Annotated in this window: 22 protein-coding genes; 6 read left to right on the top strand and 16 right to left on the bottom strand. The window is 38.7% G+C overall.

Translation table 11 applies throughout. The features are described from left to right. Positions 1-40: 40 nt before the first annotated feature. From FS458_RS05780 to FS458_RS05770, 3 genes are all read left to right on the top strand, one after another. Positions 41-373, top strand: coding sequence for a YtrH family sporulation protein (locus tag FS458_RS05780; RefSeq protein WP_066396792.1), 333 nt, complete (start codon positions 41-43; stop codon positions 371-373). Beyond that, positions 373-885: a sporulation membrane protein YtrI gene (gene ytrI / locus FS458_RS05775; RefSeq protein WP_144698640.1), complete on the top strand. Its 513-nt coding sequence runs from the start codon at positions 373-375 to the stop codon at positions 883-885. Before FS458_RS05780 ends, ytrI begins: the two co-directional genes overlap by 1 nt. Positions 886-1,014: 129 nt before the next feature. Further along, positions 1,015-1,200 (top strand): hypothetical protein, encoded by a 186-nt coding sequence (locus tag FS458_RS05770; RefSeq protein ID WP_066396796.1) that lies wholly within the window; start codon positions 1,015-1,017, stop codon positions 1,198-1,200. Positions 1,201-1,245: 45 nt separating this feature from the next. Here the strand turns inward: FS458_RS05770 and FS458_RS05765 are convergent, their stop codons facing one another. Beyond that, positions 1,246-2,193 (bottom strand): DHH family phosphoesterase, encoded by a 948-nt coding sequence (locus FS458_RS05765; protein WP_144698638.1) that lies wholly within the window; start codon positions 2,191-2,193, stop codon positions 1,246-1,248. An 85-nt stretch (positions 2,194-2,278) separates the two neighbouring features. On the opposite strand from FS458_RS05765, the gene FS458_RS05760 reads away from it, so the two are divergent. Beyond that, the gene (locus FS458_RS05760; RefSeq protein ID WP_144698636.1) at positions 2,279-2,575 is read left to right on the top strand and encodes a YtpI family protein; all 297 of its coding nucleotides are present in this window, start codon (positions 2,279-2,281) and stop codon (positions 2,573-2,575) included. Between the two features lie 40 nt (positions 2,576-2,615). Here FS458_RS05760 and FS458_RS05755 read toward each other — a convergent pair whose 3' ends face one another. From FS458_RS05755 to FS458_RS05730, 7 genes are all read right to left on the bottom strand, one after another. After that, positions 2,616-3,932 carry a DRTGG domain-containing protein gene (locus tag FS458_RS05755; protein WP_144703324.1) on the bottom strand — a complete coding sequence of 439 codons (1,317 nt, stop codon included), beginning with the start codon at positions 3,930-3,932 and terminating at the stop codon, positions 2,616-2,618. Between the two features lie 82 nt (positions 3,933-4,014). After that, a complete protein-coding gene (locus tag FS458_RS05750) occupies positions 4,015-4,257 on the bottom strand; it encodes a hypothetical protein (protein WP_144698634.1) in 243 nt (80 codons plus the stop codon). Between the two features lie 57 nt (positions 4,258-4,314). Beyond that, entirely contained in the window at positions 4,315-4,995 is a 681-nt protein-coding gene (locus FS458_RS05745; RefSeq protein WP_144698632.1) for a metal-dependent hydrolase, read from the bottom strand. Between the two features lie 122 nt (positions 4,996-5,117). Further along, positions 5,118-6,242 (bottom strand): alanine dehydrogenase, encoded by a 1,125-nt coding sequence (gene ald / locus FS458_RS05740; RefSeq protein ID WP_144698630.1) that lies wholly within the window; start codon positions 6,240-6,242, stop codon positions 5,118-5,120. A 254-nt stretch (positions 6,243-6,496) separates the two neighbouring features. After that, a complete protein-coding gene (locus FS458_RS20600) occupies positions 6,497-6,658 on the bottom strand; it encodes a hypothetical protein (protein WP_186320462.1) in 162 nt (53 codons plus the stop codon). 69 nt (positions 6,659-6,727) lie between these two features. Continuing rightward, entirely contained in the window at positions 6,728-8,113 is a 1,386-nt protein-coding gene (gene argH, locus FS458_RS05735) for an argininosuccinate lyase (RefSeq protein WP_144698628.1), read from the bottom strand. Next, positions 8,110-9,312 (bottom strand): argininosuccinate synthase, encoded by a 1,203-nt coding sequence (locus tag FS458_RS05730; protein WP_144698626.1) that lies wholly within the window; start codon positions 9,310-9,312, stop codon positions 8,110-8,112. The genes argH and FS458_RS05730 overlap by 4 nt, the downstream gene beginning before the upstream one ends. A gap of 213 nt (positions 9,313-9,525) precedes the next feature. Between FS458_RS05730 and FS458_RS05725 the strand changes: the two genes are divergently transcribed. Then, positions 9,526-9,840 carry a hypothetical protein gene (locus FS458_RS05725; RefSeq protein ID WP_144698624.1) on the top strand — a complete coding sequence of 105 codons (315 nt, stop codon included), beginning with the start codon at positions 9,526-9,528 and terminating at the stop codon, positions 9,838-9,840. Between the two features lie 95 nt (positions 9,841-9,935). On the opposite strand, the gene FS458_RS05720 is transcribed toward FS458_RS05725, so the two are convergent. From FS458_RS05720 to FS458_RS05685, 8 genes are all read right to left on the bottom strand, one after another. Next, a complete protein-coding gene (locus FS458_RS05720) occupies positions 9,936-10,442 on the bottom strand; it encodes a MogA/MoaB family molybdenum cofactor biosynthesis protein (RefSeq protein WP_144698622.1) in 507 nt (168 codons plus the stop codon). Positions 10,443-10,460: 18 nt separating this feature from the next. Continuing rightward, positions 10,461-11,291: an EcsC family protein gene (locus tag FS458_RS05715; protein ID WP_144698620.1), complete on the bottom strand. Its 831-nt coding sequence runs from the start codon at positions 11,289-11,291 to the stop codon at positions 10,461-10,463. 75 nt (positions 11,292-11,366) lie between these two features. Continuing rightward, entirely contained in the window at positions 11,367-12,029 is a 663-nt protein-coding gene (locus FS458_RS05710; protein ID WP_144698618.1) for a GNAT family N-acetyltransferase, read from the bottom strand. Positions 12,030-12,173: 144 nt separating this feature from the next. Continuing rightward, a complete protein-coding gene (locus tag FS458_RS05705) occupies positions 12,174-13,361 on the bottom strand; it encodes an acetate kinase (protein ID WP_144698616.1) in 1,188 nt (395 codons plus the stop codon). A 204-nt stretch (positions 13,362-13,565) separates the two neighbouring features. Then, positions 13,566-14,564, bottom strand: a complete 999-nt coding sequence (locus FS458_RS05700) for a class I SAM-dependent methyltransferase (RefSeq protein ID WP_144698614.1) — start codon at positions 14,562-14,564, stop codon at positions 13,566-13,568. Between the two features lie 160 nt (positions 14,565-14,724). Beyond that, positions 14,725-15,225, bottom strand: coding sequence for a thiol peroxidase (tpx, locus tag FS458_RS05695; RefSeq protein WP_066400246.1), 501 nt, complete (start codon positions 15,223-15,225; stop codon positions 14,725-14,727). Between the two features lie 88 nt (positions 15,226-15,313). Next, positions 15,314-15,766, bottom strand: a complete 453-nt coding sequence (ytfJ, locus tag FS458_RS05690) for a GerW family sporulation protein (RefSeq protein WP_137788650.1) — start codon at positions 15,764-15,766, stop codon at positions 15,314-15,316. 3 nt (positions 15,767-15,769) lie between these two features. Further along, entirely contained in the window at positions 15,770-16,438 is a 669-nt protein-coding gene (locus tag FS458_RS05685) for a DUF2953 domain-containing protein (protein WP_144698612.1), read from the bottom strand. A 133-nt stretch (positions 16,439-16,571) separates the two neighbouring features. Between FS458_RS05685 and FS458_RS05680 the strand changes: the two genes are divergently transcribed. Beyond that, positions 16,572-17,372, top strand: coding sequence for an NAD kinase (locus FS458_RS05680; protein ID WP_144698610.1), 801 nt, complete (start codon positions 16,572-16,574; stop codon positions 17,370-17,372). Positions 17,373-17,394 lie beyond the last annotated feature (22 nt).

The following is a 17,394-nucleotide window of genomic DNA, read 5'->3' as shown; positions in this document are numbered from 1 at the left end:
ATCTACTTCCCATACATTGATTAAGAGGGGAGGTTGTCTCATGGTACGTGAATTTTTTGCGAATATCATATTAGATTTTGCTATAGCTTTCGGTGTATTGTTGGGCGGAGCGTTAATCGGCGGGCTTGCCGCTTTTCTTGTAGGAAAAGCACCGATCTTAGAGATGATGGAACTTGCGAAAAGACTTAAAATATGGGCAATCGTCGCTGCTATTGGTGGTACGTTCGATACGATCACGAACTTCGAGCGAAGTTTTGAAAACGGCGCTACTATAGAGATTTTCAAACAATTAACTTATATTTTCGTAGCGATTGCTGGGGCTAATTCTGCCATGCAATTGATTCAATGGCTCAGCCAGGAGAACATCAACTGATGAGGATCCCCCCGCTATATCAACGAAAAGGCTATCAGCGTTTTTTTGCTGGGATAGCGATCGGATTTATTATCGGCTGGGCATTTTTTTTAATACAAGGCGGCTTGGCTCATGAGAGGCTGATTGTTAAAATCGAGAACCAGCAAGCAGAAATAAATGATCTAGAAAAAAAGAACGAGATCTTAACTTCCGATGATGAAAAAGCAAACAAAGAACTTGCTAAGAAGTTTAAACTACATGAAGTGAATGCAAGATTTTCAAACCAAGATTCTTCAAAATTATCAAACTTAACTAGGCTGCACTTGGCAAAAGCAGTTGAAGACGACCTAGAGCACCTTATAGGAGAAGATACAGAAACACTCGCAAAAAGCCATTCCTTACTCGTACAAGCTATTGAAAATAAAACGTACCGACTCGATGACGATGAGCAAGCTTATGAAGTCAAGATCGATCATTTGTATTTATACACGGGTGTTCTTCGAATCTATATCTCAGCTAAAATCAGTGAATGATTATGCATAAATAATGGTCGAAATATTACGTTTTTATGAATCTTTGGGCAAAGAAATGGCAATCCCTCCTTCAATTGTATAAAATATGTGTAAAGAATATTTCAAGAGTGATTATTGGGGGGAAACTACATGATTATCAATCGAAAAGAACTTGCCCGTGAAAAGGTAAAGGAATTACAGAATGGCTTTTCTGCTTTTGCAGAAACGAAAGAAGTAGCAGACCTAATCAAGAGAGAGCTTGCAAAATTAAACTTAAAAGTGCATGAAGATGTAACAGATGTTGGCTCTTGGTTTATCCCTGAAAAAGCTAACTAAATATATCATGCTAAAGCATAAAAAGGCCCCCCGATGAGGCCTTTTTTATTTGGATTTATATTCTTTACAAAGGTTCCGAAGTTCTGCTAGTACAGACATCGTTTCGTCTTTTGTATATACCGTTGCTCCTGATGCTCTCGGATGCCCACCGCCGTTGAATTTAGCTGCTATCTTATTAACAACAGGACCTTTCGACCGCAATCTAACTCTGATCTGATCTGGTTCATCCACAAAAAACACCCACGCTAACAAGCCTTCAACATGCGAAAAAGAATTTACTAACAGTGATGCTTCACCGGCAGAAGTGCCGAACTCTTCTAATGTATCTTTAGTTAAATGAATATAACCTACACAATTATCTGCAATCGAAAAATTTTGAAGAACATAACCGTTCAACCGAACGAGTTTTTCAGATATCTTATATAAATTCCCGTGAATTTCTGAGGGTGAGAATCCTGTCTCTAATAACGTTGCTGTATAATAGTGTGTTTTTTTAGTCGTGTTTGAAAATAAAAAGCGACCAGTGTCACCAATAATACCAGCATAGATAAGTCTTGCTGCATGTTCATCAAGTTTTAATCCAGACGTTGCTCCATAAAGGTAAAGATCCATGATCATCTCTGATGTAGAACTTGCTTCAGTATCAACCCAAATCAAATCTCCATAAGGATCTTCATTTGGATGATGATCGATTTTAATAACAAAATCTCCTAGTGAATAACGGTGATCACTGATTCGAGGTGAGTTTGCAGTATCGCAAATAATGACCAAAGCCCCTTTATAAACATCATCTTCTATAACATCCATTGTGTTTAGAAATGTGAGGCCCGCTTCCTCTTCCCCTACAACATACACTTCTTTTTGAGGATAACTTGCTTTGATGATCGCAGAAAGCCCACCTTGTGATCCAAGCGCATCCGGGTCTGGTCTGACATGTCGATGAATAATTATCTTTTCATACTGTTCAATTCTTTGTAAGATTTGTTCTTTCATAGCAGACTCCTTTTAGATGTCGTTGTGGCAATTATGGTTTTAAACGTTTACAATATAGTGGAGTAAATACTTGGGGGAATTTTCAATGCCTATTTTTATTATCCTAATTATACTTTCTTTTTCTCTTTATGTGTTCTATAAAGTCTCTGAAGTGCGCGCAAAAGAACCATTCTTAAAGCGGTGGACAGGCACAAAAGCAAAAATGGCACTCGGTTCATTCTTAGCTTCTTTCGGTCTGAACGAACTCACTGCTGTTGAAGGACGTGTTCAACTTTGGGTGGCACTTATTTTCTTAATCTATGGAATTGTACTGTTGATCATGAATTATAAAATGTACAAGCATTTCCTTACACTTGCACGTAAAGAAGCACAGAAAAATTAATTACGTATGGATAAAAAGTCCCTGAACCAGGGACTTTTTTTTATGAACGATGATCAAGAAGTTGTGCCATCATCATAGCTTTTCCAACAATCTTTCCATCATGATGGATCTCAACATCTACTTTCCCAAATTTCCGGCTCACTTCCAGCACTCGCGGGATCAGTTCAATATCACTATCAATCTGTACGGGCTTAATATAATAAAACGTAACATTCTCCACAACGAGGTCGCCTTTTTTAATTTTTCTCAGTGCTTTTCGCGCAGTTTCCGTCACGATCGTCATTAAAACGCCGTATGAAACAGTTCCAAGATGATTGGTCATCTGTGGTGTAATTCTACAGAAGTACGAGATCTCATTATCTACTTTTTGCTCTTTTAACTCTGTCGTAATAAGATCATCAAAAGTAGCACCTACTTGAGGCTGCTTTTGCATCATCTGCATCGCTTTTAATACATCTTGTCTTGTTAAAATTCCGATCAGTTTGTGAGAAGTTCCGATAACAGGAAGGAGTTCGATTCCTTCCCAGATCATCATATGAGCACAAGCAGCAACAGATGTTTTTTCCGTAACGGTTAAAGGTGCACGAGTCATTACTTTTTCTACTTGCATGGAAACAGGTACCCCTATTATATCTTTGGAAGTAACTACTCCTGTTACGCGATTACCTTGATCTACAACCGGATAACGACTATGCATAGTTTGTTGATTCAACTCGTGCCAACGCTGCACTTTATCATGTTGATAAAGATAATGCGTCTCATCGATCGGAATTAAAATATCAGATGCTAAAACGATATCTTTCTTAATCAAACGATCATGGATGGCTTTATTAATCATAGTCGCAACAGTAAAGGTATCATAGCTCGTAGAGATAACAGGAAGCTCTAGATCATCTGCGAGTCGTTTCACTTCTTCCTCTGTATCAAAGCCACCAGTAACTAAGATTGCACTTCCTGCTTTAAGTCCAAGTTCATGAGCGTTTACACGGTTACCTACGATCAATAAACTTCCTGCATCAACATAGCGCATCATCGCTTCAAGTTTCATGGCCCCGATTACAAATTTGTGCAGCGTTTTATGAAGACCAGCGCGGCCGCCAAGTACTTGTCCTTCAACAATATTTACTACTTCAGCAAACGTTAACTTTTCAATGTTACTCTTTGCTTGTCTTTCAATACGTATCGTACCAACTCGTTCGATCGTGCTTACGATTCCTTGATTTTCTGCTTCTTTTATCGCTCGATAAGCTGTTCCTTCACTAACGGTCAGATCTTTTGCTATTTGCCGAACGGAGATTTTTGATCCGACATCAAGGTCCAAAATATGCTGTAATATTTGTTCATGCTTGGTTAGCATTACATTCACCGTTCCTTCTACCTGTATCTATCTGTTTTATCGCTTTGACTAATACAGATTATACAGGCATTAGAACAGAAACTCAACTTTCCATGTGTATCCTTTTTTTCATTTTTGAATCTGGAGTCACTATTTGCTTTTTAACAGCTCTTTTCTCTGGTGTATCTTTCTTAAACAAAAGGCTAACTAAAAGCATACCCGCAAATCCCATCCATGCTGCCGAGAAAAGTTGTTGCAGCAAAGGACCGTCAAAAGATAAAACAGGTATCGCTACATAGAAAAGCACCAACAACATTAACACTTTTGCCATTTTTTCTTGTCTCATAAAAAACACAACCTCCCTTACTATCATCAATATGCATAGAAAGGGAGGTTAGAATCATTATACACTTATGCTTTCACCGCTTATGAGCACTTTTCCTTTGTTTCCGAGTTTAGATGTGAATGAGGCCACAGGATCCTGTTCAATCACAGGAAACGTGTTGTAATGGATTGGCACGGTAACCTCAGCACCGATCCACTCTGCTGCGATTAATGCATCCTCAGGTCCCATTGTAAAATTGTCACCTATAGGCAAGAAAGCAATATCTGGTTTTGCAAACTCTCCAATTAATTTCATATCTGAGAATAGAGCTGTATCTCCAGCATGGTATAGCGTTTTCCCACCATGTGAGAATAAAATTCCCGCTGGCATTCCCGTATATACGACAGTGCCATCTTCTTGCGAATAACTTGATCCATGAAAAGCTTGAGTGAATTTCACTTTTCCAAAATCAAATGTGCGGCTTCCTCCTATATGCATAGGATGTGCCTCTACACCGAGTGTTTGTAAGTACTCAGCAAGTTCAAATGGCGCAACGACCAAGCTGTTATTCGCTTTTGCGATCTCAACCGTGTCACCTACATGATCGTTATGACCGTGTGTTAAAAGAATCACATCGGCTTTTACGTCCTTAACATCAATCTTAGCTTGTCCATTACCGTTTATAAAAGGGTCGATCCAAATAGAATGTTGCTCGGTTTGAATTTCAAGTACAGAATGTCCGTGGTATGTCACTTTCATAATTACATGCTCCCTCCTCAAATTAAACGCTGAAATACACTACTAATGTACATACCCTATTATAGAACAGAAAAAAAGTCCGATTCCAGAGAAAAGGAATGCGAACTTTTTCTTTGTGGTATTTATTTGTTTGATTTTAGAATGGATACGGCATCTTGATAGTCTAGTTGATGCGATTCAGCAACCGCTTTGTATGTTACGAACCCATCTAATGTATTGATCCCTTTGAGTAGAGCTTCATTATCTAAACAGGCTTGAACATAACCTTTGTTTGCAATTTGAAGAGCATAAGGGACTGTAACGTTAGTCAGACCGATCGTTGAAGTTCTCGGAACAGCGCCTGGCATGTTAGCCACTGCATAATGAAGAACGCCATGTTTTTCATACGTCGGATTATCATGTGTCGTGATGCGGTCAACCGTTTCAAAGATTCCACCTTGATCAATGGCAACATCCACGATTACAGAACCTGGCTGCATGCCTTTAATCATCTCTTCGGTCACAAGCTTAGGTGCTCTAGCACCCGGAATTAACACAGCTCCAATAACCAATGCTGATTCTTGAACGGCAAGAGCTATATTAAGTGGATTTGAAATAAGCGTGTTGATCTCAACACCGAAAATATCATCAAGCTGACGAAGTCGTTCGGGGTTCAAATCAATGATTGTAACATCCGCTCCAAGTCCCATAGCGATCTTAGCAGCATTCGTCCCGACCACACCGCCTCCGATTACCGTTACTTTTCCACGCCTTACTCCAGGTATTCCACTTAAGAGGATACCTAGCCCACCTTTTGGTTTTTCTAAGAATTGAGCACCTATCTGCGCAGCCATTCTTCCTGCCACTTCACTCATCGGTGTAAGGAGAGGAAGTGTCCCATTCGGCAGTTGAACTGTCTCGTACGCAATGCCAACAACTTTATTATCCGTTAATGCTTTAGTAAGTTCTGGCTCAGGCGCAAGATGTAAATAAGTGAAGAGAATTAGACCTTCTCGGAAAAAACAGTACTCCTCAGGAAGCGGTTCTTTTACTTTCATGACCATGTCCATCGACCATGCTTGAGTCGGTGTTTCTACGATAACACCACCAGCACTTTCATATTCTTCATCTGTAAACCCTGAACCAATTCCAGCACCTTTTTGAATAAATACTTCATGACCTGATGCCACAAGATTCAATACGCCCGCCGGTGTCATCGCTACTCGATTTTCATTATTTTTTATCTCAGTCGGTACTCCTATTTTCATGTTGTACCCTCCCTTAATTCACATGGAAATATTTTCATTATTCTATAGTTAACATACCACCAAAAACTCAAAATAAAAAGTTGAATCTTCTTAGAATATATATAAATTCAAGACAGCTTTAAGGTGCCCTAAAAGGAAAAAGAACATTCTCATTTTTGGTTTTATGAAAAATTCTGCCCTGGGTTGGCAATCGTAATAACTTTTTTTAACAAAAAAAGGGGTAGCCTCTGTAATAGAGCTACCCTAATCTTTTGTTATGAAAGGCTTTCTTCTTCATCAAGTTTTGTTCTTTGCTGTGCTTGATCTACTTTATCTACGATTCCGCTTTGATAAGATTCTGTTATCTGCTGGTGAACAGTCATCTCACCTTCAGCATCATATTCAAGCTGTTGATTGGGACGTTTTTCGTTTTCCATCTTAACTTTCCTCCTTCAAACGCAAGACTTTAACCATAGTTTTTGTCTTACAAGGAAAGTTCATTTAAGCTAATTATTGGAAACGGCCATTTTTGATTGTGCTGCATCAATCTGTTGGCGAACGGCCTCAAAACCAGTTCCACCTTCAGAATTTCGTCTTTCTACTGCTGTTTTTGGAGATAAAGCCTCAAACAGATCATTCTCTACGAGTGGGCACCATTCTTGGTATTCTTCCAACGTTACATCAAGAAGATAGCACTCTTTTTGAATACATTGAAGCACCATCTCACCAACTAATTCATGTGCTTCGCGGAAGGGAATTCCTTTTTTCGCTAGGTAATCTGCAAGCTCTGTAGCATTAGAAAAGTCTTGATGGACTGCTTTATTCATCTTATCCACATGAATTTTCACTTCGTTCATCATACCAGTCATGATACTTAAGCATCCTTTAACGGTTTTTACCGTATCAAAAACAGGTTCTTTGTCTTCCTGCATGTCTTTGTTGTATGCAAGTGGCAATCCCTTCATCAATGTAAGAAGGGAGATCAACGAACCATATACTCTCCCGCTTTTTCCTCGGATCAATTCAGCCATATCAGGATTCTTTTTTTGTGGCATCATGGAGCTGCCTGTAGTAAAGCTGTCACTGATCTCTATGAATCCGAACTCTTCTGAGGACCAAAGGATTAGTTCTTCACAAAAACGAGAAAGATGCATCATGATCATAGAAGCATTGCTGCAGCATTCGATCGCAAAATCTCGATCACTTACAGCATCCAGGCTATTGAGATACTTGTCTCTGAATCCAAGCTCGTTCATCGTGATGTTGCGGTCGATTTCAAACGTCGTTCCCGCAAGTGCTCCAGCACCAAGAGGCATAATATCACTGCGCTTTAGACTATCTTGAAGTCTTCCTTTATCACGATCAAGCATCCAAAAGTACGCCAACAGATGATGAGCGAATGAAACGGGCTGTGCACGCTGAAGATGTGTATACCCAGGGATGATCGTTTCTACATGCTCTTCTGCAAGATTTAAAAGTGATTTTTGTAATTCTTCAATATGAGCAATGATCAATAACGTTTCTTCTTTTACATAAAGATGAAAATCTGTTGCCACTTGATCATTTCGACTTCTTGCCGTATGAAGTTTTCCACCATCTGGTCCAATTTTGTCTGTTAATAATTTTTCAAGGTTCAAATGAATGTCTTCGTATTTAACAGAATACGTTAGCTTCCCTTCTTCAACATCTGATTGAAGAGAAAGCAACCCATTCTTTATATTTACGTAAGCACTCTCGTCAATAATCTTACACTGAAACAACATCTTAGCATGAGCCAAACTTCCTTTAATGTCTTGACTGGCCAATTGCTGATCAAAAGAGATGGATGCTCCAAACTCATCTACCCATTCTTCAGGCTGTTTTGAGAAACGTCCTCCCCATAACTTCTTCACACTTTCACCTCATTTTTTTGAACCATGCTGCTAACTTTTGTAGGAAGTCCCCATAAAGAGATAAAACCTTTCGCAGCTGTATGATCAAAAGCATCGTCTGATGTATAAGTTGCTAATTTTTCGTCATAAAGAGAATAAGGTGACTTTCTTCCTTCGACGATCGCATGCCCTTTAAAGAATTTAACACGAACTGTACCTGTTACATGTTTTTGTGTTTCGTCCAAGAAGGCTTTTAATGATGCATGTAACGGTGAGAACCATAAACCTTCATAGATTAGTTCAGTCATCTTCTTTTCAATGATTGGTTTAAAGTGAGCGACTTCTTTAACCAATGTAAGATCCTCAAGTTCTTTATGGGCTTTAATAAGCGTTGTTGCGGCTGGACATTCGTAAACTTCACGAGATTTGATTCCTACTAATCTATTTTCAACATGGTCGATTCGTCCAACACCATGCGCGCCTCCCCAATCGTTCAACTGGTTAATCAGAACATCTAATGTAACATGCTGACCGTTCAGTGATACTGGAACACCTTGTTCGAATCCGATCTCAACAATCTGGGGCTCATCTGGCGTATGTTCAAGAGCAACGGTCATTTCATAAGCTTCTTCTGGTGGTGCAGCCCAAGGATCTTCCAAGATTCCACACTCATTGCTTCTTCCCCATAAATTTTGATCGATGGAGAACGGATTTTCCTTTTTGATAGGAACAGGAATATCATGTTCTTTTGCATACTGAATCTCTTCTTCACGAGACCAGTTCCATTCACGAACTGGCGCTAGAACTTCAAGCTCAGGAGCGAGTGCAGAAACAGAAACTTCAAAACGAACTTGATCGTTCCCTTTTCCTGTGCAGCCATGAGCAACGGCTGTAGCTCCATATTTTTTAGCAGTTTCTACTAACTTTTTCGCGATCAACGGTCTGCTTAATGCAGAGATGAGTGGATATTTCCCTTCATACAATGCATGTAATTGTAGAGCTACTAATGCATATTCATCAGCATATTCCTTTTGAACATCAAGTACGATCGATTCAGATGCTCCGATGGATAACGCCTTTGATTGTATAAAAGGCAGATCCTTGCCTTCACCTACATCCAAGCATAATGCAATAACTTCGTATCCCTTATCAGCTAGCCAAGGAATCGCAACAGACGTATCTAATCCCCCAGAATAAGCTAAAACTACCTTTTTCCCCATATGAAATCTCTCCTTTTGTTATAGCCAAAAATGAATATATACTTATTTTTATACATTTTTGTTTATAAAAATACCATTTATGATAGTTCATACTATAACAAAAACACTAACAGAATTGCAAGGTTATTCTTTAAAATGAATAAAAATAACATCGGACTTTTATCTACCATCCCACTCCACCCTTTTGTACAATAGAAATAGAGGTGATTTCAATTGCAGAATGACTTTGTTTGGGATGAAAGACTCGGAATCTTTGTTCCGCATTTAAACAAATCGTGGGAAAAGTACAATACGGCGACTCAAGAAGCGATTATGTTGCAATGGGAAAAGATCAGAGGAAGAATTCCTGATCGAATCGGAGAGATCGAAGAGATAATTAACGAGTTGCAAGACCAACTATCAACCGAAGAACATTTTGAGGTCTCATGCGAATTGAACAATAAAATCGCGAGCCTCGCTTCTGTCATCAACGATCTTTGGCTATGGTACAGATTGAATCAGAGTATTACTTCAAAGATTCATGATTAAATCAGGTTCTCTTCGATATTAGGAGTCTTAACATAAAAATAAAGAGGATGCATTTGCATCCTCTTTATTTTGGAGTATTTTCTTTAACAAACACCTTATTTATTCAGCTGTTGAACAACATGTGACAGCTCGGGTATGATTAATTTCTCCATCCCTAGTTTTACAGCACCTGATGAACCAGGGAGTGCGAATATCGCTGTCCTATCTTTAACTCCCGCTACAGCTCTGCTCAGCATCGCACCAGAGCCAATATCGTCTGTATAGCTTAACATGCGAAAAAGTTCACCAAAACCAGAGATCTCTTTATCAAATAAAGGCGTTAATGCCTCAATTGTTACATCTCTAGAAGCGATTCCTGTTCCTCCATTAAAAAGGACAACATCAATCTCTTCATTCTGTATACCGTATTCCGCAGCATCTTGAATGGATCCCAACTCATCTTTAACAATTTTATATGCAGCAATTTTATGATCCTTTTTCTCTAAAAAAGTATGGATTAATTTTCCGCTTTTATCTGTTTCTTCATTACGCGTATCACTAACGGTTACGATCATGCATCTAACCACTCGTGGTGCTAGAGCTTTATGTTCTTTTACACTCATGGAAGCAACACCTGTTTCTTAATATTTTTCAAAGAGATATCTTTTTTGATAAAACTTGTGTGCAATTTCTGTGATTTTTCTAGACTGTTGATAGTTCATGAATGCACCGAGTGCCATTCCGAAAATCGGCAACCCTTGTGTTAGCTTCTTCCGAAGAAGAAGAATCGCCATCATCTTCATAGCTTGTTGTATCGGATGTGACATCCAGGACACATCTGCGATCACATCTTTTCCCGCATAAAAAATTGGATCTTCTTCCTCCCTGATCTCAACCATCAGCTCGTCCCATTTTTCCTGTTGAAAACGCTTCGGCATCGTCGCTGCATGATAAACTTTTAAAGAACGCATCATTTCTGCAGGCCTTTGGATATCATAGCCATAGTGCATCGCGATAGATTGCACGGAACGTATTCCAAGAGCAACCATTGCAGGCAGGTCTGTTCCTAAAAAGAGAAGTCCTCCTGTGCCTGCGAGCCCTCCTTGTGAAAAGGACAAGAGCCTGTTTCTTGCGATTTGCTGGTCTGCCATATAAGATAACTGATCGATCGAACACTTTTTCAGATCTTCAATTTCATAGATATCGTCTCTAAAGACTCTTGCTTCAGACAATAACCGTTGTTTAGTATCCAATTGGAATTGGGAATTTTGTATAAGAGCATGAATATGAAACAATGCAGAATCCACATATTCACCGACTGTCTCTTGCACCTCTTCTGGAAGGAGGTCCATCTGCCTTGTAGCCCATTTTTCATAAGTTCGGCCAAAATCTGTAGGTTCATATGTAAAAAAATCTTCTTCCCAAGCTTTGATCTCTTGCCAGATCTGTTCCTCACGCGCTGTTAATGCCATAAGCATCCTCCTTAAAACCTTTTAAATAGTGTAGTATAAATCGCTCTTAAAGTAAAAAACACCGAATGAGCAATCTTATAGAAAGGGATTTTTCCATTCCATGAGCAATGCATAGTTAGATGATTCTTCGTCCTCTATATAATTCGGGATAAGCATCAGCGGATTTCTTCCACATCGCAAAAGAAACGATATGACCGGATCATATAACTCGCCACTAATCACTTTGTCAGCATAATCTTGAGGAGAAAGAACATGTGAATGCTTTGAATAACCCGGCATCCTTCCTCCACCTAATAATCTCTGTAATTTAAGGTGAACGACTGTTTCATACAAAGACTGCATAAGAAGCTTGCCTAAATTTAATTTACGGTGTGATGGTCTTATGCAAATATCTACAACATACAGTGTATTTCCACTTTGATCATGATTGGTGATATAACCGTTCCCCGTTATCTCTTCCCACGTATGTTGCGGATGTTCCAAGTCATAATCCACGAGTAAACTTGTTACCGATCCAGCAAGGACTCCATTGATCTCTACACATAGAGCTCCATCCGGAAAGAGCGAGATATGGTTATGTAACTGTTCTTCGTTCCATAATAATTCTGGGGGAAATGGAGAAGGAAAACTTTCTTTTTGAATGTTAAGGAGTTCAGCAAAATCTTTTTGTTCATAATTCCGAACGACAGCTCTAATATTTTGATTGTTCATGTATAGAAATTGTTTCTTTATATACATTTTTTGCCTCCCTCTTGTAAAAGGTGAACACTATTTTTAAGCTCATTAGATGGTTTACGCTAAACAACTCCATATTCCTCCTTTATATTGCATTTCTAAACACAAAAAAACAGCCTTTCCAAAAGGAAAAGACTGTCTCTATAACTACATCGCATAGCGCATTGTATCACGCGCGATCATAACTTCTTCGTTTGTAGGAATGACGATAACTTTTACAGGAGAGTGAGGGTAACTGATGAACGCCTCTTTACCACGAACTTGGTTAAGAGCAGGATCCCAATATACACCCATGAACTCTAAACCACGAAGTACGCGTTCACGTACAGCTGTACTGTTCTCACCGATACCAGCAGTAAAGATGATCGCATCAATACCAGCCATTCTCGCTGCATAAGATCCAATATATTTATGGATACGGCTAGCAAAAACTTCTAAAGCTAGTTCAGCACGCTCGTTCCCTTTTTCTGCTTCACTTTCAATATCGCGAAGGTCAGAAGAGAAGCCAGAAACACCAAGCATTCCACTCTTATTATTTAAGACATTGATTACTTCTTCAGCACTTTGACCTGTTTTTTGCATGATGTAAGGAATCAATGAAGGGTCAATGTTACCAGAACGAGTTCCCATTGTAACACCTGCTAGAGGTGTAAAGCCCATAGATGTATCAATCGATTTTCCACCTTCGATCGCTGCAATACTTGCACCGTTACCTAAGTGGCATGATAAAAGACGAAGTTGTTCAACCGGACGTCCAAGAAGTTCAGCAGCTCTCTCTGAAACATACTTATGACTCGTTCCATGGAAACCGTATTTACGAATACCGTAGTCTTCATAGTACTCATATGGAAGGCTGTATAAGAATGATTTTTCAGGCATAGATTGATGGAAAGCCGTATCAAAAACAGCAACTGCAGGTACGTTAGGCAGTACGTTTTTGAAGGCTTTGATTCCAACAACGTTGGCTGGGTTGTGCAGTGGAGCAAGGTAGGAAATCTCTTCGATTTCATGTAAAATCTCATCTGTGATTAGAACAGAGTCGTTAAACTTCTCTCCACCATGCACAACTCGATGACCGATACCTTCGATTTCTTCAAGAGAAGAAATAATATTATGTTTTACTAATTTATCTAAAAGCATAGATACTGCTTCTGAGTGATCTTGGATATCTTTAATTTCTTTTACTTTTTCACCATCCACTTCGATCGTGAAAACTGAATCATTTAATCCGATACGTTCTACAAGTCCTTTAGTCAGTACTTCTTCTTCAGGCATTTGAAGCAACTGAAATTTTAAGGACGAGCTTCCGGCGTTAATTGCAATAATTTTAGCCAAAATAGCCATCTCCTTCATATTCAATGAAATAGCAGGATGTGAACTCCTACTTCCATCTCACTTGAAACTTAATCCTTCCTTATTTAAACATTGACCTTTATTAATATCAAGGTTGTAAAACGCTTACATCTTATATTCATGCAATTCAGACTTGAATCCGTTTGCAATTGCATAAAAAAAACAGCATAGGATAGACCCACGCTGTTATTTTTCACGTTCCCACTCTGTTTTAAACCACTCATTAATCTGTTCCATTACATTTCCTAACCCATTTTTGTTAGAGAAAGATGGAAGCTGAGCTAGCATCGCTTGTTTAGGCTTTATTGCACCTTCTCCATTCTTTTGTAGAATGAGGATACTCTTTGCATGAACGGATGACTTAAACAATGATTCAGGAAGTTGAAGAAGACCTAGGACGGTTACTGATTCCTTCATCCAATTCTTGAACAAGTCTGCTTGTTCACTTTCAAAGAGGTTGTTCGGCACGATAAATATCCCAATACCTGTTTCTTTCAAATGATGAACGGCCTGCTCAATGATTAAGTGATGAGCATAAGTATGTCCTTCTTTTTCATAAACTTTGAAGGCTTTAGCTGCTTCATCATCTGGATAATATCCTACAGGAAGATCGGCTACAACCACATCAACTGGATCTGCATAGAGTGGTTTGATCACATCTTGGTGAAAAAGCTCTAGTTTATGTTTTTGGATATTTGCATTAACCCACGCTAAACGTAAAAGAGTTTCGTCCACTTCTACTCCAAATGAAACACACTCTTTGTCCTTCAACTGATTCATAACAGCTGTTAGCAAGTTTCCTGAACCGACTACAGGATCTAACAATGTAAGGTTTTCGGATTTTTTCATGAATTTTTGTACGAGGTATCCTGCAAAAAGTGCAACCGCATCTGGTGTCATCGCATGATGGGGCTGAACAGCTTCTTTCATACCTTTTAGTACAGCCAACTGAAATGCTTTACGCGTTTCTTCTTTACCAAATTCTATAACGTTTACTTTTTTGTATTCATCTGTTAATACAGTTGATAATTCCTTCGGGTATTCTTTTGGTATCTCCTGAAAGAACAGATTTTCTCCTGATTCTACAAGAGCGTCTAAATAAGGCAGTTCAAGTTTATCCTTAATTGCCGTTGCTGTGTTGTCGAGAACAACAAATAGCTTTTCTACATCTTTAAAAGAACTCATATATAGCTTCCTCCTAAGTTTTCACAGGAAACATTTTAGCAAACTACGTACTGTATATACAATCATTAACTTCTACCGTTACTAAAATGGAGGTTGTGAGCAATATTTAAAACAAAAAAATCTCCGGTATTTTGAAGCTTTACCGGAGATGTCTGAATGTCTATTTTGCTGCTTTAGCTGCTTCGATCGCTGCTTCGTAATTTGGGTGGCTCGTAACTTCATCTACGTATTCTACATACGTAACTTTATCTGAGCTATCAATAACAAATACAGAGCGCGCTAGAAGACGAAGTTCCTCGATCGCAACACCATAGGCTTTACCGAATGAAAGATCACGGTGATCAGATAGCGTTTGAACATTCTCAATCCCTGCTGCTGCACACCATCTTTTTTGTGCAAAAGGCAAGTCCACTGAAACCGTTAAGACTTTGACGTTATCAAGCTTAGACGCCTCTTCATTAAAACGACGCACTTCAGCATCACATACGCCTGTATCAACTGAAGGGACAGCAGCGATCAAACGTACACTTCCTTTTGAATCTGCAAGACTAACTTCAGACATGTCGTTTGCCAACACTTTAAAATCTGGAGCTTGGTCCCCTACTTTTACTTCATTTCCTAGTAATGTGACTGGTTTTTCTTTAAATGTTACAGCCATGATCATACTCCTCCTTTAAGATATAAATTATGTACTTTCCCTTTCATCTTAAAGCAACCCAGAAAAAAAAGCTAACGAGATGTTAGCTTTTTTAAAACTCATGTGTTTGTGTGCTTGAAGGGCCATGATCATGTTTGTTCTTGTTCATGAGATGCTGCAGCTTATCAATCACACCAGGTGCTAGATCTAAGATTCTTTCATAAAGGTGTGTGCTGTTATCTAAGTGGATCGTCTTGATCCCAGTATTACTTACAACTAGGAATGCAATCGGAGTAATCGAAACTCCTCCTCCGCTTCCTCCACCAAAAGGCATCTCTTTTGACTGACTAGAAGATCCTTGCTGTGTTGATGAATTACGGGATTCTTCCTGTCCACCGAATTCACTTCCACCTGCTGCAAATCCAAATCCTACTTTTGATACCGTTAGAATAACACTGCCGTCCGGTGTCTCTACAGGATCACCAATAATCGTATTTACATCGATCATTTCTTTTAAGTTTTCCATCGCGGTTTTCATTAAACCCTGGATTGGATGTTCACTCATTTTCTACATGCCTCCAGTCATATATTCAGAATTCACCTTGGTCGAACGACTTACTATTCGCCAGGACTTTAAGATTTTTAACATAACGACAATAGCATGCCCGATTTTAAATGAAATCATACAAGAAAACCGCGTTTCACTATGCATACCCTGAAAAACAGGAACAACGGATATATTCGGAGATTCTTCAAGTTTAAAAAATGCATTCAGCACCTGTATCGCTACCCCTTTGAAACCCCAAACAGTACCAGCTGCTATAGCTGAGGAAGATGCTTCACCAAGTCCGATCGCACTATGCCATTCTACTTTTTTCACTCTCATTTTCTTCAAAAATGCTGCGAGTATCTGGTAAAAATGGTTGATGTGCTTTAGCATCTGTTTAAATGAGTGAATCTGTTTTTTTATTTGTGAGAACGAAATCTTCTTCTTTTCCTTCTTCTTTCCAAGAGTTGATTGTTTTTCTTCTCTGATCTTTACAGAATGATCTTGAGCATCAACCATGATCAGTGGCACATTTAATTTATATTTAAAAAAACGATACATCTTAAAATTCACTTGAATGTTACTATTATCATTTCGATGTACGAAATAAATAGAGATATGAATCGTTGAAAAACTTATCACGATTAATAAAAGCAGTAAGATACCAATTATGATTGTCACCCAAACCATACATGCTCTCCCCTTCTGTTATCTTTTCATTATGGACAGAGGTCATTCAATCTAAACGTTATGATGTCTGTTACAATAGAATCAGGAATTAAAGAACAAAATAGGAAAGCAGAGAAATGAAAGGGAGGAAGGTATGATGGCTGTTCGTAATAAAATATTCTTTTTTTATAAAAAGGAAGAACGTACTTTAGAAAAGATCAACTCATTACTTTCATTGGCCAAAACAGAGGGCTTTGAACTAGTTGAAGATGAGAAAGAAGCAAACATCATAGCTAGTATTGGTGGTGATGGCACCTTCTTACAAGCGGTCCGTAAAACTGGCTTTAGAGATGATTGTCTGTATGTGGGCGTCAGTACACTTGAGAATGAATTTTATTGCGATTTTCATATTGATGATCAAGCAGGTATGATTGAAGCGATGAAAAACGAACAAGTTGAAGTTAGAAAATATCCTGCTCTGTCGGTAAATATTGATGGACAAGGGTCATTTTTTTGCTTAAACGAATGTTCCCTACGCTCTTCTATTATTCGAACTCTTGAGATCGATGTCTTCATTGATGATTTATATTTTGAAACCTTCCGTGGAGACGGAATGATCATCTCGACTCCTACAGGAAGTACTGCTTACAATAAGTCAGTTAACGGAGCGGTCGTTGACCCGATGCTAGCTTGCTATCAAATCAGTGAGCTCGCTTCATTAAATAACAATCACTATCGCACTTTAGGATCGTCGTTTATCCTAAGTGATAACCGTAAGATGACATTAAAGATCAAGCATGATAACAGCCATTATCCGATTATCGGTATGGACAATGAGGCGATGAGTATTAAACATTGTGAAACCTTGAATTTTGAGCTCACAAATAAAAGAATCAAGACTGTAAAATTAAAAGACAATTCATTTTGGCATAAAGTAAAAAGAAGCTTCTTGTAGAAGATAAACACCAAATAAAACA

Source organism: Fictibacillus phosphorivorans (assembly GCF_007673525.1).
Taxonomy (GTDB): domain Bacteria; phylum Bacillota; class Bacilli; order Bacillales; family Fictibacillaceae; genus Fictibacillus; species Fictibacillus phosphorivorans_C.
Note: the sequence above shows the minus strand (reverse complement) of the source record. Positions and strands in the feature narration are given on the sequence as shown.

Excerpts from the sequence above, each read along its gene's own strand:
- FS458_RS05710 (WP_144698618.1), bottom strand. The coding sequence starts at position 12,029 with ATGTATATAAAGAAACAATTTCTATACATGAACAATCAAAATATTAGA.
- FS458_RS05745 (WP_144698632.1), bottom strand. The coding sequence starts at position 4,995 with ATGAAAGTGACATACCACGGACATTCTGTACTTGAAATTCAAACCGAG.
- FS458_RS05760 (WP_144698636.1), top strand. The coding sequence starts at position 2,279 with ATGCCTATTTTTATTATCCTAATTATACTTTCTTTTTCTCTTTATGTG.
- FS458_RS05750 (WP_144698634.1), bottom strand. The coding sequence starts at position 4,257 with ATGAGACAAGAAAAAATGGCAAAAGTGTTAATGTTGTTGGTGCTTTTC.
- FS458_RS05700 (WP_144698614.1), bottom strand. The coding sequence starts at position 14,564 with ATGAGTTCTTTTAAAGATGTAGAAAAGCTATTTGTTGTTCTCGACAAC.
- ytfJ (WP_137788650.1), bottom strand. The coding sequence starts at position 15,766 with ATGAGTGAACATCCAATCCAGGGTTTAATGAAAACCGCGATGGAAAAC.
- FS458_RS05720 (WP_144698622.1), bottom strand. The coding sequence starts at position 10,442 with ATGAGTGTAAAAGAACATAAAGCTCTAGCACCACGAGTGGTTAGATGC.
- FS458_RS05755 (WP_144703324.1), bottom strand. The coding sequence starts at position 3,932 with ATGCTAACCAAGCATGAACAAATATTACAGCATATTTTGGACCTTGAT.
- FS458_RS05780 (WP_066396792.1), top strand. The coding sequence starts at position 41 with ATGGTACGTGAATTTTTTGCGAATATCATATTAGATTTTGCTATAGCT.
- FS458_RS05730 (WP_144698626.1), bottom strand. The coding sequence starts at position 9,312 with ATGGGGAAAAAGGTAGTTTTAGCTTATTCTGGGGGATTAGATACGTCT.
- ytrI (WP_144698640.1), top strand. The coding sequence starts at position 373 with ATGAGGATCCCCCCGCTATATCAACGAAAAGGCTATCAGCGTTTTTTT.
- FS458_RS05685 (WP_144698612.1), bottom strand. The coding sequence starts at position 16,438 with ATGGTTTGGGTGACAATCATAATTGGTATCTTACTGCTTTTATTAATC.
- FS458_RS05770 (WP_066396796.1), top strand. The coding sequence starts at position 1,015 with ATGATTATCAATCGAAAAGAACTTGCCCGTGAAAAGGTAAAGGAATTA.
- FS458_RS05715 (WP_144698620.1), bottom strand. The coding sequence starts at position 11,291 with ATGGCATTAACAGCGCGTGAGGAACAGATCTGGCAAGAGATCAAAGCT.
- FS458_RS05765 (WP_144698638.1), bottom strand. The coding sequence starts at position 2,193 with ATGAAAGAACAAATCTTACAAAGAATTGAACAGTATGAAAAGATAATT.
- ald (WP_144698630.1), bottom strand. The coding sequence starts at position 6,242 with ATGAAAATAGGAGTACCGACTGAGATAAAAAATAATGAAAATCGAGTA.
- FS458_RS20600 (WP_186320462.1), bottom strand. The coding sequence starts at position 6,658 with ATGGAAAACGAAAAACGTCCCAATCAACAGCTTGAATATGATGCTGAA.
- FS458_RS05680 (WP_144698610.1), top strand. The coding sequence starts at position 16,572 with ATGATGGCTGTTCGTAATAAAATATTCTTTTTTTATAAAAAGGAAGAA.